The following is a 14,749-nucleotide window of genomic DNA, read 5'->3' as shown; positions in this document are numbered from 1 at the left end:
CGCCGCCGATCTCAACAGGGCATTTCCCTTTTGGTCCATCGACCTACAAGGTCAGGGCCGATCAAGAGGCAAGCCAGGTCACTCACCCGGTTTGGTCGAGCGCTCAGTTGATGCACATCCAAAAACAATACGAGGTTGTACTTTTATGCCAGTCGGCAACCACCAGCCCCACGGTGAAACCGCACAAGGCGGTCCGCTCAAGCGCGAGCTGGGCGAACGCCACATTCGCCTGATGGCCCTTGGCGCCTGCATCGGTGTCGGCCTGTTTCTGGGCTCGGCCAAAGCAATTGAAATGGCCGGCCCGGCCATCATGCTGTCTTACATCATCGGTGGCCTGGCCATTCTGGTGATCATGCGCGCACTCGGCGAAATGGCCGTGCACAACCCGGTAGCCGGCTCGTTCAGTCGCTACGCCCAGGATTACCTGGGGCCATTGGCCGGATTTCTGACCGGCTGGAACTACTGGTTCCTGTGGCTGGTGACCTGCGTTGCCGAAATCACCGCGGTGGCGGTGTACATGGGTGTCTGGTTTCCCGATGTCCCGCGCTGGATCTGGGCGCTGGCTGCGCTGATCAGCATGGGCTCGATCAACCTGATTGCAGTCAAAGCCTTCGGCGAGTTTGAGTTCTGGTTTGCTCTGATCAAGATCGTCACCATCATTGCGATGGTGATCGGCGGCATCGGCATTATCGCGTTCGGCTTTGGCAACAATGGCGTAGCGTTGGGTATTTCCAATCTCTGGACCCATGGCGGCTTCTTGCCCAATGGCATCCAGGGCGTGCTGATGTCCCTGCAAATGGTGATGTTCGCCTACCTTGGAGTGGAAATGATCGGCCTGACTGCCGGTGAAGCCAAGAACCCGCAAAAGACTATCCCGAGCGCGATCGGTTCGGTGTTCTGGCGCATTTTGCTGTTCTACGTCGGCGCGCTGTTTGTGATTCTGTCGATCTACCCGTGGAACGAAATCGGCACCTCGGGCAGCCCGTTTGTGATGACCTTCGAGCGTCTGGGTATCAAGACAGCGGCAGGCATCATCAACTTCGTGGTGATTACGGCAGCACTGTCATCGTGCAACGGCGGTATTTTCAGCACGGGCCGCATGCTCTACAGCCTCGCGCAAAACGGTCAGGCCCCGGCCAACTTCGGCACCACCTCGAAAAATGGTGTGCCGCGTCAGGCATTGCTGTTGTCGATTGCGGTGTTGCTGATGGGCGTATTGCTTAACTACCTGGCACCCGGACAAGTGTTCGTGTGGGTGACTGCGATTGCGACCTTTGGTGCGATCTGGACCTGGCTGATGATCCTGCTGGCTCAACTGCGCTTCCGTAAAAGTCTGAGCCCTGAAGAAGCCGCCGGCCTGAAGTACCGCATGTGGCTGTACCCTTACAGTTCATACGCCGCTTTGGGATTCTTGCTGATGGTTGTAGGGCTGATGGCCTACTTCGAGGAAACCCGGATCGCCCTGTTCGTGGGCCCGGCGTTCCTGATTCTGCTGACGGTGCTGTTCTACGTGTTCAAGCTGCAGCCGACCCAGACAACATCGCCAGCGGTCCGTAGTTAACTCCCCCTGCACCGCTCATTCTGCAGTAGCGAGCTTGCTCGCGCTGCAATCACCTCGGTCAATCCGTTAAACCGAAGTGATTGCATCGCTGGCAAGCCAGCTCCCACAGTGCTGCTTACCTGGCAAGCCAGCTCCCACAGTGCTGCTTACCTGGCAAGCCAGCTCCCACAGTGCTGCTTACCTGACAAGCCAGCTCCCACAGTGCTGCTTACCTGGCAAGCCAGCTCCCACAGTGCTGCTTACCTGACAAGCCAGCTCCCACAGTGCTGCTTACCTGGCAAGCCAGCTCCTACCGTGCTGCTTACCTGGCAAGCCAGCTCCTACCGTGCTGCTTACCTGGCAAGCCAGCTCCCACAGTGCTGCTTACTTGGCAGGTCGGGCCAGGCGCTTGTTCCAGTCCAGCCATGCGGCCAGCACGGCCATGATTCCCACGCCCATCAGGGCGCTGAAAATCTGCATCACCATGATGTCCCCCCCCAGTGCATTCAGCATGTCGGCCAGCGGCGCCAGAATCACCCCCAGACAAAACACTTCCAGAGAGTAGCGACCCATGCGGCAGGTTTGCCGGGCGAACCAGTTGTTCAGCCAGCCACTGTGGGGCACCAACCTGGCAACCACGTAAGCCAGCGCCAGAAAGTGCAGCAAGCGAACCGGCGAGAGATTGGTCTTGCTGATCGGGTACAGGTATTCCCCCAGCCATGGCGGCATGACTGCGTCGTGCAACTGAGGCCACTTCCATGACAACGCCAGCAGACCTGTGAGCAACAGGTACACCACGGCCGTCATAAACAGGGGTTGATGCGACAACGCGCGAGTTTCAGGCGCCTTGCCTTGTTGTCCGTGAAGCGCAGCCGCGCCCCCCAGAATGAACAGGAATTGCCAGGCCATCGGGTTAAAGAACCACACGCCGCCTTCCTGGGCCGCGAAGTTCCACACCGGTGCCAGCAAGTACAGCGCGAACGACACGGCCAACACGTATCGGGCTTTGCGCAGCAACATCGGCAGCACCAGCGGCAAGCCCAGCAACAGCACGATATACAGCGGCAGCGGGTCCATCAGGTTGGGTTTGAAACGCAGGAGCAGCTCGTCGGTCAGTGCCTGTTGCGGGTTGCTCAGGAAGTACTGCAAGCCCATCTCTTGCACCAGATCCCGGGTCTCTACATGGCTGTTGGCAAAGAACACGATGCCCATCAGCACCGCGAGCAAGAAAATATGCACCACATACAGCACCCAGGCGCGGCGCAGGATTTTTACTCCGGCGATCAGCAGGCCGTCACGCTGTGCGATTTTTCCGTAGGCCAGTACCGCGGCATAACCGGCCAGGAAGACAAAGATTTCTGCGGCATCACTGAGGCCGAAATTACGCACGGTCAGTTCGGCCAACGGGTTGTGCGGGATGTGATCCCAGAAGATAAAGATCAGCGCCAGCCCGCGAAAGAAATCGATGCGGTGGTCGCGTCCGTTAATCGTCACGGTGAGTACTCAAACGAAAGGTTGAATTAAGACCGGCGCGCGTAACAGATGATGCGCGCCGTACATCGGCGGCGCGCAGGGTGCGGGTATTGGTAGCTAATTGCAAAGGTTGGATATTGCAGAATATCTCAAGGGCCACAGGTTGGTGTCGTCAAAAGGCATTCATGAACATAAACCTGCATTCCTGCGACTGGTATGCATTGATCTGCGGCACCAACCGCCTGAAATGCTCACTTTGGCAGTGAGCATCCAGAGCGGCCTGATCGGGCCATTGCTCGACAAAAATAAAATGCCCCGGATCCTGGTGATCCACATACAAGTCGTAAGCGATGCAGTCAGGCTCCAGGCGGGTTTTTTCCACCAGCTCGGCGTACCACGGGCGCACAGTTTCAAGGTGTTCGTGCTTGATGAAGTCTTCGGCAATCACTTTCAACATGTTGATCAGTCCTGGTCAGGCTGCGGCAATTTCATTGGGTTCAAAGCTGTCGGCCCGGGCCATTTGCCACATGCGCGAATAGAACTCGCCATTGATCTCGCCGGTCAGCAACTCGCCGGGTTTTAGGAACACGTGCAGTTGCGAGAACAGTTTGATTTCGGTGGCCGAGACACGGCGCACCAGGTGTTTGGCCGAGAGTTGTGCCGGGTGTTCCAGGCCTGCTGCCGCGAGCATTTCGGCCAGTGCCTTGAGGGTGTTGGTGTGGAACTGCAACACCCGCTGCGCCTTGTCCGGTACCACCAGCGCACGCTGGCGCAGAGGGTCCTGGGTGGCGACGCCGGTCGGGCATTTGTTGGTGTGGCACGATTGCGACTGAATGCAGCCGACGGCAAACATGAAGCCCCGGGCCGAGTTGGCCCAGTCGGCGCCAATGGCCAGCACGCTGGCAATGTCGAAGGCGCTGACAATCTTGCCGCTGGCTCCCAGCTTGATTTTGTCCCGCAGGTTCAAGCCCACCAAGGTGTTGTGGACGAACAGCAAGCCTTCGCGCATCGGCGCGCCGATGTGGTCGGTGAACTCCACCGGGGCGGCGCCGGTACCGCCTTCCTTGCCATCGATGACGATAAAGTCGGGGAGGATGCCGGTTTCAAGCATGGCCTTGGCAATCCCCATGAACTCCCACGGATGGCCCAGGCAGAACTTGAAGCCGACAGGCTTGCCGCCGGATAGCTCACGTAACTGGGCGATGAATTGCATCAGTTCCAGTGGTGTTGAAAATGCACTGTGGCGCGAAGGCGAGATGCAATCTTCGCCCATGGGGACGCCGCGGGTTTCGGCAATTTCCGGGGTGACCTTGTGCTTGGGCAGAATACCGCCATGGCCCGGTTTGGCACCCTGGCTCATTTTGATTTCGATCATCCGTACTTGCGGGGTGCGGGCCTGTTCGGCAAAGCGCTCGGGATCGAATCGACCGTCAGAGGTACGGCAGCCGAAATAGCCGCTGCCCAGTTCCCAGGTCAGGTCACCGCCATTTTCACGGTGGTAGGAACTGATGCTGCCTTCGCCGGTATCGTGGGCAAAGTTACCGAGCTTGGCGCCCTGGTTCAGCGCGCGAATGGCATTGGCACTCAGTGAGCCAAAACTCATCGCCGAAATATTGAAGATGGAGGCCGAGTACGGCTGGGTGCATTGCGGGCCACCGATGATGATGCGGAAGCTGCCGGGGTCGGTGAGCGGTGCCGGGCGCATGGAGTGGCCGATAAATTCGAAGCCGGGCTGGTACACGTCAACCAGGGTGCCAAAAGGTTTGTCGGCGCTTTCATTCTTGGCGCGGGAATAGACCAGGGAGCGTTGCGCCCGCGAGAAGGGCAGTGCGTCGCTGTCGGACTCCAGCAGGTACTGGCGGATCTCCGGGCGGATAGCCTCCACCAGATAGCGGATATTGCCCAGGATCGGATAGTTACGGCGCACCGCGTGGGGGCTTTGCAGCAGGTCGAAAATCCCCAGCACGCTCAAGATAAGGGTCACGGTGGTGAATGGCCATAACCACTCGTAGTGCATAAATGGCAGGCTGGCGAGAGTGAAAATCACGCAGAAGGCAAAAAACGCATAGCGGCTTAGCAGTGACAGGCTCATAGGGTTTCCTGTTTCAGGCTTGTCTGTTCAGGCGGGCGTCGAACAGAAAAAACGGGGCGGTAAACCCCCGGCGATACAGCTGTAGCAGTCGGCTCCCTCTCTGGACTGGAGGTTTGCTGACAAGGCATCTTACCCATTGAACGGGGCTTAGTGTCTTAAAGACGGCAAATGTCCATACAGAGGGTTCGGTTATGCGCGGCATCTGTGTCTTTGCATGGGCGCCAAGCCATGTGATCCTTCGCGCTCTTTCTACGCTGCTGGCCGATTCTTGTGACGTCTTCTGAACGCTGCACCGCAACCCCTGACATCATCCGTATTGCTGCTGCTCTGCTGATCGGTCCCGATGGCCGAACCCTGCTGGTGCGCAAGCGCGGCACCCTGGCGTTTATGCAGCCGGGTGGCAAGATCGAACCCCACGAGCAGCCGATCACTGCCCTGGCCCGTGAACTGGAAGAAGAGCTGGCATTAAAGATTGATCCGGCCAATGCCACCTACCTGGGCCACTTTTCGGCACCGGCGGTCAATGAGCCGGGATTTGAAGTGCAGGCCGAGCTGTTTCTGCTGCATATCCAGCAGTCAGTGGCGCCCGCCGCCGAGATTGAAGAAGTGCAGTGGATCGATCCGCAGGGTGATGGCGGGCTGATATTGGCTCCCTTGACCCGAGACCTGATCCTGCCGTTTTATCGCGACACCATGCTGACCTCAGCCTGATTCCTTTTCTGACAAGGACTGACCATGATTCCTGCTCAAGACCTGCTGATTTTCGCTGCGGCGTGTTTGCTGATGGTTTTGACGCCGGGGCCAAACATGATTTACCTGATTTCGCGCTCGATCTGTCAGGGTCGAAAAGCGGGGGTGACCTCATTGGTCGGTGTGGTCGCAGGTTTTTTGGTGCACATGTTTGCCGCCGCAGCCGGGCTGACAGCGGTATTTTTAGCAGTACCAATGGCCTATGAGGTATTGAAGTGGGCGGGGGCCCTGTATCTGCTGTGGATGGCGTGGCAGGCGCTCAAGCCGGGTGCCCGCTCGCCTTTTGAAGCGCAGGAGCTGGCGCCGGACTCATCGCCCAAGCTGGTGCTGATGGGGTTTATGACCAGCGTCCTGAACCCCAAGGTCGCGGTGTTTTACCTGTCGGTGTTCCCGCAATTCATCAGCCCCGAGCATGGTTCGATGTTTACCCAGAGCCTGCTGTTGGGCCTGACCCAGATCAGCGTCAGTTTCACCGTGAACCTGTTGATTGCGCTGTTTGCTTCAGGCATTGCCTTCTGGTTTATGCGTAATCCGCTGTGGCTGGCTGTCCAGCGTTATGTCATGGGCTTTGTACTGGCCGGTCTGGCGGTAAAATTGATGCTGGAACAACGTAAAACCCTATGATTGGGACCCGATATGGCTATAGAACTGCTTGATCCCTCACACGCCAGTGCGTATCGCCAGTTACTGCTGGAGGCCTACGCGCTGCACCCCGAGGCTTTTGTTTCCAGCCTGTCAAACCGTGAAAAGTTGCCACTGAGTTGGTGGCAAGCACAGCTGGATGATGAATTGAGCGCGCTGTTCGGCGCCTTTGTCGATGACCGGCTGGTGGGGGTAGTGGGTCTGGCTTTCGAGCCGTGGGAAGACGCCCGGCATCAGGCCACGCTGTTTGGCTTGTACGTATCCGGGGGCTTTCGCGGGCAGGGGCTGGGCGAGCACCTGGTGCAGGCAGTGTTGTCCATGGCAGAGCAGGAGCCCGAAATAAAAGTGCTGCAACTGAGCGTGAGCGCCAACAGTCCAGCGGCGCTGGCCTTGTATCGCCGCTGCGGGTTTGAACAGTCGGGGCTTGAAGATTGCGCGATCCGGGTGGGGGAGGAGTATTACGACCGGGTGCATATGCGCCGGCTGGTATAAGCGAGCCGCCCCTGCAGGAGCGAGCTTGCTCCCGCAGGTTGTACAGGTTCAGCGAACGGCACTCACCCCGTCCAGGGTCGAGAAAGATGTGTCTTTGGCCGTCAGCAAAAAGTCGCGCATATAAGGGGCGTCGAGCATATCGGCACGTACCGCCGCGTAGAGCGTGGCAAACAACCCTTTCTCACCGAGGCGCTTGGCTTTCACGTAGCCGCGCGAGCTGTATTCATGCAAGGCCCAGTGCGGCATCCCGCATACACCACGGCCACTGGCTACGAGCTGCATCATCATGACGGTCAGCTCGGAGGTGCGCACTTGTGCCGGTTCAACGTCTGCCGGCTCTAAAAAGCGGGTGAAAATATCGAGCCGGTCGCGCTCCACCGGGTAGGTAATCAGAGTCTCAGTGCTTAAATCTTCCGGCACGATAAACGGCTTGCTGGCCAGAGCATGCTGATTGGCAACGGCCAACATGGCTTCGTAGGTAAACAGCGGCACATACGTCAGCCCTGCAATCTCTTGCGGGTCAGAAGTAACCACCAGATCCAGATCGCCCCGGGCCAGTGCAGGCAAGGGGGCGAAGGCAAAGCCCGAAGCCAGGTCCAGTTCGACCTCGGGCCAGGCGTCGCGGAACTGATCGATGGTGGGCATCAGCCACTGGAAGCAGCTGTGGCACTCAATCGCCATGTGTAAGCGTCCGGCCGTACCGCCGACCAAACGGGCGATATCGCGCTCGGCGCCGCGCAGCAGCGGGAGCATGGCATCGGCCAGTTGCAGCAGGCGCAACCCGCCGCTGGTGAAACGGACCGGTTTGGTTTTGCGCACAAACAGCGGCATGCCCATGCGTTCTTCCAGCTCTTTGAACTGGTGGGATAAAGCAGATTGTGTCAGGTGCAGCCGTTCAGCCGCTTCGACCAGGCTGTCGGACTCGCGTAATGCGTGCAGGGTTTTGAGGTGACGAATTTCCAGCACGGTGGCTCCATGAGTAAATTTGATGATCAACACGAAAACGTTGAGTTTGTCTCATGTTGCAGTGCGTGTCGATAATTGTGCCATTACTTACACGAAGGAATGTCGTTATGGCCCTGGCACACAATCTTGGTTTCCCGCGTATCGGTGCGGATCGTGAACTGAAAAAAGCACTCGAAGCGTACTGGAAGGGCGATATTGACCAGGCTGCCCTGCAATCTGTGGGGCGTGAACTGCGCGCCAGCCACTGGCAACTGCAAAAAGACGCCGGGATCGACTTACTGCCGGTGGGTGACTTTGCCTGGTACGACCAGGTGCTGACCCACTCGCTGACCTTCGGTGCCATTCCCGAGCGGTTCGCCAGTACCCTGGACGCCCAGGGCCGTCCAACCCTGAATACCCTGTTCGGCATGGCCCGTGGTGCGAGCCAGAGTTGCTGCGGCGAACACGGCAAAGGCCAGTACGCTCAAGAACTGACCAAATGGTTTGATACCAACTATCACTACCTGGTGCCGGAGTTCAGTCAGGATCAGCGTTTTGAACTGAGCTGGAATCAGCTGTTTGAAGAAACTGCCGAGGCCCTGGCCCTGGGCCACAAGGTCAAGCCGGTGATCATAGGACCGCTGACTTTCCTGTGGCTGGGCAAGACCAAGGGCAATGAGTTCAACAAACTCGATCTGCTGGAAAACCTGTTGCCGGTATACGCCGCTATTCTTTCCCGTCTGGCTGAACAAGGTGTGGAATGGGTGCAGATTGACGAACCGATTCTGTCGCTTGACCTGCCCCAGGAGTGGAAAAACGCCTTTGAGCGTGCTTACCACATCCTTCAGTACTCACCTCTGAAGAAGCTGGTAGCCACTTACTTCAGCGGTCTGGAAGACAATCTGGGGCTGGCTGTCAGCCTGCCGGTGGAAGGTTTGCACGTTGACCTGGTGCGTGCCCCTGACCAGTTGCATGCCATTCTGGATCGCCTGCCGACCTATAAAGTGTTGTCGCTGGGCCTGGTGAACGGTCGCAACGTCTGGCGCTGTGATCTGGAAAACGCCCTGGCCCAATTGCAGGAAGCCGAAGAACGCTTTGGTGACAATCTGTGGGTTGCCGGCTCTTGCTCGCTGTTGCATAGCCCGGTTGATCTGGACCGCGAAACCCGGCTGGATGCCGAGCTTAAAAGCTGGCTGGCCTTTGCCCGGCAAAAGTGCGACGAAATTGCCGTACTGCGCGATGCGCTGAATATCCCCCAGGATGCCAAAGTGCAGCAGGCGCTGGCCCAAAGCCGTGCGGTGCAGGCCAGCCGCGCCAACTCGCCACGGATTCACAAGCCTGCGGTGCAAGCACGTACTGCAGCGATCACCGCTGCTGACAGCCAGCGTCAGTCGCCGTTTGCCACCCGTATCCAGTTGCAGCGCGCGCGCCTGAATCTGCCGGCATTTCCTACGACCACTATTGGATCGTTTCCGCAGACAGCATCGATTCGGCTGGCGCGGCAGTCTTACAAACAGGGCAAATTGTCGGTCAGTGAGTACACCGACGCCATGCACAGCGAAATTCGCAACGCCGTACAAACCCAGGAGCGTTTGGGGCTGGACGTGCTGGTCCACGGCGAAGCCGAACGTAACGATATGGTCGAGTACTTTGCCGAACAGCTGGATGGCTACGTGTTTACGCAATATGGCTGGGTGCAGAGCTACGGTTCGCGCTGTGTGAAGCCGGCGATCATTTTCGGCGACCTGAGCCGTCTTCAAGCCATGACCGTGGACTGGATCAAATACGCTCAGGGCCTGACCGACAAGGTAATGAAGGGCATGTTGACCGGCCCGGTGACCATGCTGATGTGGTCATTCCCCCGCGAAGATGTATCGCGCAAAGTGCAGGCGCAGCAACTGGCGCTGGCGATTCGTGACGAGGTGATCGATCTGGAAAAAGCCGGGATCAAGATTGTGCAGATTGACGAAGCGGCTTTGCGCGAAGGCCTGCCGTTGCGTAGGGCGCAGTGGCAGGAATACCTGGACTGGGCAGTGGAGGCTTTTCGCCTGTGTGCTTCGGGAGTCGGGGACGAAACACAGATTCATACCCACATGTGCTACAGCGAGTTCAACGATGTGATCAAGTCGATTGCCGAGATGGACGCTGACGTCATCACCATCGAAACCTCGCGTTCGGATATGGAACTGCTGGATGCGTTTGAAGCATTCGATTACCCGAACGACATTGGCCCGGGGGTGTATGACATCCACTCGCCAGGGGTTCCGGACACGGCCGAGATGGTCAAGTTGCTGAGCAAGGCGGCCCAACGTATTCCGGCTGAGCGGTTGTGGGTAAACCCCGACTGCGGCCTCAAAACCCGCGCCTGGGCCGAGACCGAAGCGGCACTGATCAACATGGTGGCGGCGGCGCGGCAGTTGCGGGCGCAGGTTGCCTGAACCCGGCGCAGCACCTGTAGGTGCGAGCTTGCTCGCGAGCATTGGAGCTTGAAAGCTCGCGAGCATTTGATGTTGAAACAGGGGGTTGGCTTTATCTGATGATTTTGTCGACGTGTATATCGAGCTTTTTCAGGCGGTACCAGAAGCTGCGTTCTGATATGCCAATCAACTGCGCTGCAGCAGCCTGGACTCCGTGGGCTTGTTGCAGCGCCGCCAGGATGTAGGCTTTTTCCACTTCAGCCAGCGCCGCTTCCAGATCGGGCGGTACGCTCGGGCCCGGGCTCGGCAGGGCGCTGGTCTGGCTCGGCTGGGCACTGAACAGGTACGGCGGCAGGTCACTGTCCTGGATTGTGCTGCTGGAGGCCACAATGGTGGCGCGCTCGACGCAGTTCTGCAGTTCGCGAATGTTGCCGGGCCAGCTGTATTCGGCCATTGCCCGCAAGGCACTGGGGCTGAAACCGCTGATCCGTTTGCCAGCAGTAGCCCCCAGATTGTGGGCGAAGTGCCGCGCCAGCGCAGCGATGTCTTCAACCCGCTCGCGCAAGGCAGGCAGGGGAATCGGGAATACATTCAGGCGGTAGTACAGATCCTCGCGAAACTCTTTGTTGGCCACGGCTTCCAGCAGGTTTTTATTGGTGGCTGCAATGACCCGGACATCGACCTTGCGCTCGCGGGGATCTCCAACGGGCTCAATGACCCGCTCTTGCAGCGCGCGCAAGATCTTGGCCTGCAGGGCCAGGGGCATATCACCCACTTCATCGAGAAACAAAGTGCCTTTGTCCGCTTGCATGAAGCGCCCGACACGATCAGCGACGGCACCGGTAAAGGCGCCTTTGCGATGACCGAACATCTCGCTTTCCAGCAGCCCTTCAGGAATCGCCGCACAGTTGACCGCGACAAAGGGTTTGTCGGCCTGGCTACCGTGGTTGTGGATGGCACGGGCGACCATCTCTTTGCCGGTACCGCTTTCACCGGTCAGCAGGATGGTGGCGTTGCTGTCACGCACCGAGTCGATGGCCTGCAACACCCGGCGAAAACTCGGGCTGTCACCTATCAGGCTCTCGATATGCCAGTGCTCCTCGAGTTCGGCGCGCATGCGTGCGTTATCGCGCAGGATGTCGCGAAACTGCAGGGCTTTGCTGACGGTGATGTCCAGTTCGTCGATATCGAAGGGTTTGGCAATGTAGTCGTAGGCGCCATCGCGCATCGACTGTACGGCGTTTTTCACCGTGCTGTAGGCCGTCATCACAATGACTGGCAGATGCGGATAACGCACTTTGACCTCGGCCAGTAACTGCGAGCCGTCCATGCCGGGCATGCGCCAGTCGCTGATGATCAGGTCGATGTCTTCCTGTTCCAGAATGGCCAGTGCGTGCAGGCCGTTGCCTGCGGTAAATACCTGCACCTCGTTCTGGCTCAGCGCGGAACTGAGCAGGTCGCAAAGTTTCGGCTCGTCGTCGACCACCAGGATGTTGTGACTCATGACTCATCCCCTCCGTGGGCCGGAATATACAGGTTGAAGGTGGTTCCGGCGTTTTTCTCGCTGATGCATTCAATCCGGCCGTCGTGGTTTTCCATAATGGAGAACACTTTGGGCAGACCCAGGCCCGTACCCGATGCCTTGGTGGTTACAAAAGGCGTGAAAATTCGCTCGATCATGTCAGGTTCAATACCTTGGCCGTTATCGATAATGCTGATCACGGTGTCATTGTTGGTGTCACGGGCAATGCGCAATGTCAGGTGCCCTCCGTCAGGCATTGCGTCTATGGCATTGATGATCAGGTTCAGGCAAGCCTGTTTCAGTTGCCGGGTGTCTGCGTAAATGGTTGCCCCGGGGGCCTTGTCGTCTATTTCGGTTTTGATGTTGTGGCTGTCCAGCTCGGGCTTGCAGAAGCCCAGAATATCTTCGACCAGAAGTCGCGCCGGCTGGACTGAACGCACCGGTGCACTGGGTTTGGCAAAGTCCAGAAAGTCGGTAATGAGCTCGTTGATTCGCGATACCTCGCTGACCACGTACTCCAGATGGCGCTTGTCGGTTTCGTCCAGATTGGCCCGCCGGTGCAGCAGTTGGGTGGCGGTTTTGATAATGCCCAGCGGATTGCGGATTTCGTGGGCCAGGCCCATGGCGACCTCGCCCAGGGCATGCAGGCGATCACGCCGGCGCAACTGGGCCTCTAGATGATGCAACTGGGCCAGGCGTACGGTCATGTGGTTGAAGGTGCTGCTCAACTCAGCCAGTTCGTCCCGGCCAGACACCGCGACCAGTTGCGTGTAATCCCCGGCAATCACTGCCCGTACACCTTCAGACAGACCGCGCAGTGGCCGGGTCAGGCGCTCGGAAACCAGCCAGCCAACGCTTAGCGAAAGTATCGAGCCGACCAGGAAAATCAGTGCAAACAGGTTGCTCTGATTGACCAGGCCGACAAGACTGGTATGGCGTAGCAAACCACTGTAAATCACGCCTTGCAGTTCACCGGTACCGTTGAGGATTGGCCAGTACAGTCCGCTGTAGCGAGTGGTGAATTGCTCGCTGGGCTGTTTGGTCTCGCGCAGTATTTGCTCGATGGCAGTCGGCACCTGAAGCTCACGGTCATCAAAGTGCTGACTGGAGAAAATTTCGGAATAGCCATTACCACTGGACAGGTACAGGCGCAGGTCCAGGGAGTGGACGTCAGCGACGCTGGTCAAAAAGCTGTTGTCCATGTAAGTGGCAACCAGTAATTGATACGCCTCGCCATCCTGGGTGGTAGGAAAGGTCGAAACCACTGTGCCGGTGGGCACGCCGCCCACGTCGATGGTTTGCAGCACGGCATTGGGCGCCATGCTGATCTGGTCAACGATGGCTTCACTGGCCGTGCTGAATACCACTTTGTGGTCACTGCTGCGAATCAGCGCCACCACGTTAATGTCCATTGCACTGGCAATGTCGGCGGTCAACTTGTCGTGGCGCAGGGCTGTATGGGAGGTAGGCGGGTGGGTATAGCGCAGGAACAATTGCGCAGCGCGGGCATTGTCTTGAACGATTTCGCCGATTTCGTCTTTGACGATTTCGGTCGATTCCTGCAGCCAGACGCGCACGTTGTTGTCGAAAATATGCGACAGCGTGGTGGCGGCCAGTTCGGCGGCGATCATGGTGGGGATGACGCTGACCAGCCAGAAGGCCAGTACCAGTTTGCGCTGAACCGTCCAGCGCGAGACCTTGAACGCTGGAGCATTGCGCTTTGATTCAGAGGTGATTGGCATTAATGCTCGCTTATCGCTGCCGCAAGGGCGGGGTCATGACGGTCTGGGCGGACGAATAGTTTGACTAACTTGAGCATGTTATTGACCAACCCGTTGCGATGGCGGAAGAACAGCGTATTGCTCTGGAAGGTGCAGCCCAGGCGAACTTTGCTGGCGTATCCGGCCTGGCCACATTCGTATAGCGCAATTCTGTTACGGATGCAGTAGTCGACGTTCTCCATCCAGCTTCTGAAATACAAGCTGTACTCACGTGTCAGTTCAAGGTCGTGACCGAAAAATTTGTCCACCAGCCGATGTTCGTCGATCAGTAGCAGATTGAACGCTACAAGTTGATCATCGAGCCAATACAGCACGCAGAGCGCCCGGTCTCCCAGTTGCTGGAGGATACCCGTGAAATAAGCGGGCGGTAAGCGTTCGAATTGCAGGTCGCTGCGGCCCAGGCTGGCTTCGTACAAACGCATGATGTCGGGCAGGACATCGTCAATGCTGCTGCGCCATTCCACCCTGGGTCCGGGTGAGCGCAATTTGCGGCGCATGTCTTTGCGGGTGGATTTACCCAGGGAGCCGAGGTAGCAGTCAACCGAGCCAAAAGGTACGGGCAGCACGGCCCTGGGCAGGCTGGGCATGGACTGATAGCCCGCCGCCTTGCAGCTATGGGACCAGTCATCGTCATGGCTGGGGACGTCCTTGACCGCTATCAGGCCGATATCCAGCTGGCGGGCGTCGTGCTGCGCCAGAAGCAGCAGGCGTGCCAGCAGGGCCGGGCGCTGGTCAGGCGGAATATGGCTGGCGGTGCCCGCGTTGCATTGTTCGGTCACCGGGGAGCCGATGGCGTATAGAGGCAACTGCACCAACCCCGGCAAAATATGGTTCAGCTTTTCGGTAAATCGTTTACCGATCCCCTGAACCGTGGTGTCGAGGCGATAAGAGGTGGTGAATGCGGTGGCGGCGGCAATCAGGGTCGAGCCTCTGTACAGCGTCAGGTAACGCCACTCGAAGCCCTCAATGCCGGCGTTTTCCACTGCCACGATGTAGTCCCAATCCTCCAGAGAATCTGGGAAGCAGTCATTCCAGGCCTCGCGTTCGATGGCCTGGATTGATGAAAAGGCTTGGGCTGTAATCATGGATCTTCCT

At 58.3% G+C, this 14,749-nt stretch carries 12 protein-coding genes; 5 read left to right on the top strand and 7 right to left on the bottom strand.

Going from position 1 to position 14,749, the window contains the following annotated elements; all coding sequences use genetic code 11:
- The first annotated feature begins 145 nt into the window (after nucleotides 1-145).
- Entirely contained in the window at nucleotides 146-1,561 is a 1,416-nt protein-coding gene (locus JQ845_RS14860; RefSeq protein WP_003443263.1) for an amino acid permease, read from the top strand.
- Nucleotides 1,562-1,924: 363 nt separating this feature from the next.
- Here JQ845_RS14860 and JQ845_RS14855 read toward each other — a convergent pair whose 3' ends face one another.
- From JQ845_RS14855 to JQ845_RS14845, 3 genes are all read right to left on the bottom strand, one after another.
- The gene (locus JQ845_RS14855; protein WP_127196116.1) at nucleotides 1,925-3,034 is read right to left on the bottom strand and encodes an OpgC family protein; all 1,110 of its coding nucleotides are present in this window, start codon (nucleotides 3,032-3,034) and stop codon (nucleotides 1,925-1,927) included.
- 151 nt (nucleotides 3,035-3,185) lie between these two features.
- Nucleotides 3,186-3,470, bottom strand: a complete 285-nt coding sequence (locus tag JQ845_RS14850) for a putative quinol monooxygenase (protein WP_203009186.1) — start codon at nucleotides 3,468-3,470, stop codon at nucleotides 3,186-3,188.
- 15 nt (nucleotides 3,471-3,485) lie between these two features.
- Complete coding sequence (locus JQ845_RS14845) at nucleotides 3,486-5,105, bottom strand: FMN-binding glutamate synthase family protein (protein WP_010655649.1); 1,620 nt, start codon at nucleotides 5,103-5,105, stop codon at nucleotides 3,486-3,488.
- Between the two features lie 270 nt (nucleotides 5,106-5,375).
- Between JQ845_RS14845 and JQ845_RS14840 the strand changes: the two genes are divergently transcribed.
- The 3 genes from JQ845_RS14840 to JQ845_RS14830 are packed head-to-tail and all read left to right on the top strand — an operon-like array spanning nucleotide 5,376 to nucleotide 6,989.
- Nucleotides 5,376-5,816 carry an NUDIX hydrolase gene (locus tag JQ845_RS14840; protein ID WP_010655650.1) on the top strand — a complete coding sequence of 147 codons (441 nt, stop codon included), beginning with the start codon at nucleotides 5,376-5,378 and terminating at the stop codon, nucleotides 5,814-5,816.
- 24 nt (nucleotides 5,817-5,840) lie between these two features.
- The gene (locus JQ845_RS14835) at nucleotides 5,841-6,479 is read left to right on the top strand and encodes a LysE family translocator (RefSeq protein ID WP_203009185.1); all 639 of its coding nucleotides are present in this window, start codon (nucleotides 5,841-5,843) and stop codon (nucleotides 6,477-6,479) included.
- A 12-nt stretch (nucleotides 6,480-6,491) separates the two neighbouring features.
- On the top strand, nucleotides 6,492-6,989 hold the full coding sequence (locus tag JQ845_RS14830; RefSeq protein ID WP_010655651.1) for a GNAT family N-acetyltransferase: 498 nt from the start codon (nucleotides 6,492-6,494) through the stop codon (nucleotides 6,987-6,989).
- 48 nt (nucleotides 6,990-7,037) lie between these two features.
- On the opposite strand, the gene metR is transcribed toward JQ845_RS14830, so the two are convergent.
- Nucleotides 7,038-7,955 carry a transcriptional regulator MetR gene (metR, locus tag JQ845_RS14825; RefSeq protein WP_003443249.1) on the bottom strand — a complete coding sequence of 306 codons (918 nt, stop codon included), beginning with the start codon at nucleotides 7,953-7,955 and terminating at the stop codon, nucleotides 7,038-7,040.
- Nucleotides 7,956-8,062: 107 nt separating this feature from the next.
- Here metR and metE point away from each other — a divergent pair, with 107 nt between their 5' ends.
- Nucleotides 8,063-10,372 carry a 5-methyltetrahydropteroyltriglutamate--homocysteine S-methyltransferase gene (metE, locus tag JQ845_RS14820; RefSeq protein ID WP_203009184.1) on the top strand — a complete coding sequence of 770 codons (2,310 nt, stop codon included), beginning with the start codon at nucleotides 8,063-8,065 and terminating at the stop codon, nucleotides 10,370-10,372.
- Nucleotides 10,373-10,463: 91 nt separating this feature from the next.
- Here metE and JQ845_RS14815 read toward each other — a convergent pair whose 3' ends face one another.
- From JQ845_RS14815 to JQ845_RS14805, 3 genes are read right to left on the bottom strand one after another with little or no spacing between them, the layout of a single operon-like run.
- Complete coding sequence (locus JQ845_RS14815) at nucleotides 10,464-11,855, bottom strand: sigma-54-dependent transcriptional regulator (RefSeq protein WP_203009183.1); 1,392 nt, start codon at nucleotides 11,853-11,855, stop codon at nucleotides 10,464-10,466.
- Nucleotides 11,852-13,615, bottom strand: coding sequence for a sensor histidine kinase (locus JQ845_RS14810; RefSeq protein ID WP_203009182.1), 1,764 nt, complete (start codon nucleotides 13,613-13,615; stop codon nucleotides 11,852-11,854). The genes JQ845_RS14815 and JQ845_RS14810 overlap by 4 nt, the downstream gene beginning before the upstream one ends.
- Nucleotides 13,615-14,739: a GNAT family N-acetyltransferase gene (locus tag JQ845_RS14805; RefSeq protein WP_003443241.1), complete on the bottom strand. Its 1,125-nt coding sequence runs from the start codon at nucleotides 14,737-14,739 to the stop codon at nucleotides 13,615-13,617. Before JQ845_RS14805 ends, JQ845_RS14810 begins: the two co-directional genes overlap by 1 nt.
- Between the last annotated feature and the right edge of the window lie 10 nt (nucleotides 14,740-14,749).

It is taken from the genome of Pseudomonas paraversuta (assembly GCF_904063065.1).
Classification (GTDB): Bacteria; Pseudomonadota; Gammaproteobacteria; order Pseudomonadales; family Pseudomonadaceae; genus Aquipseudomonas; species Aquipseudomonas paraversuta.
The sequence above is the reverse complement of the archived record's forward strand: the minus strand, read 5'-3'. Positions and strand labels throughout refer to the sequence as shown.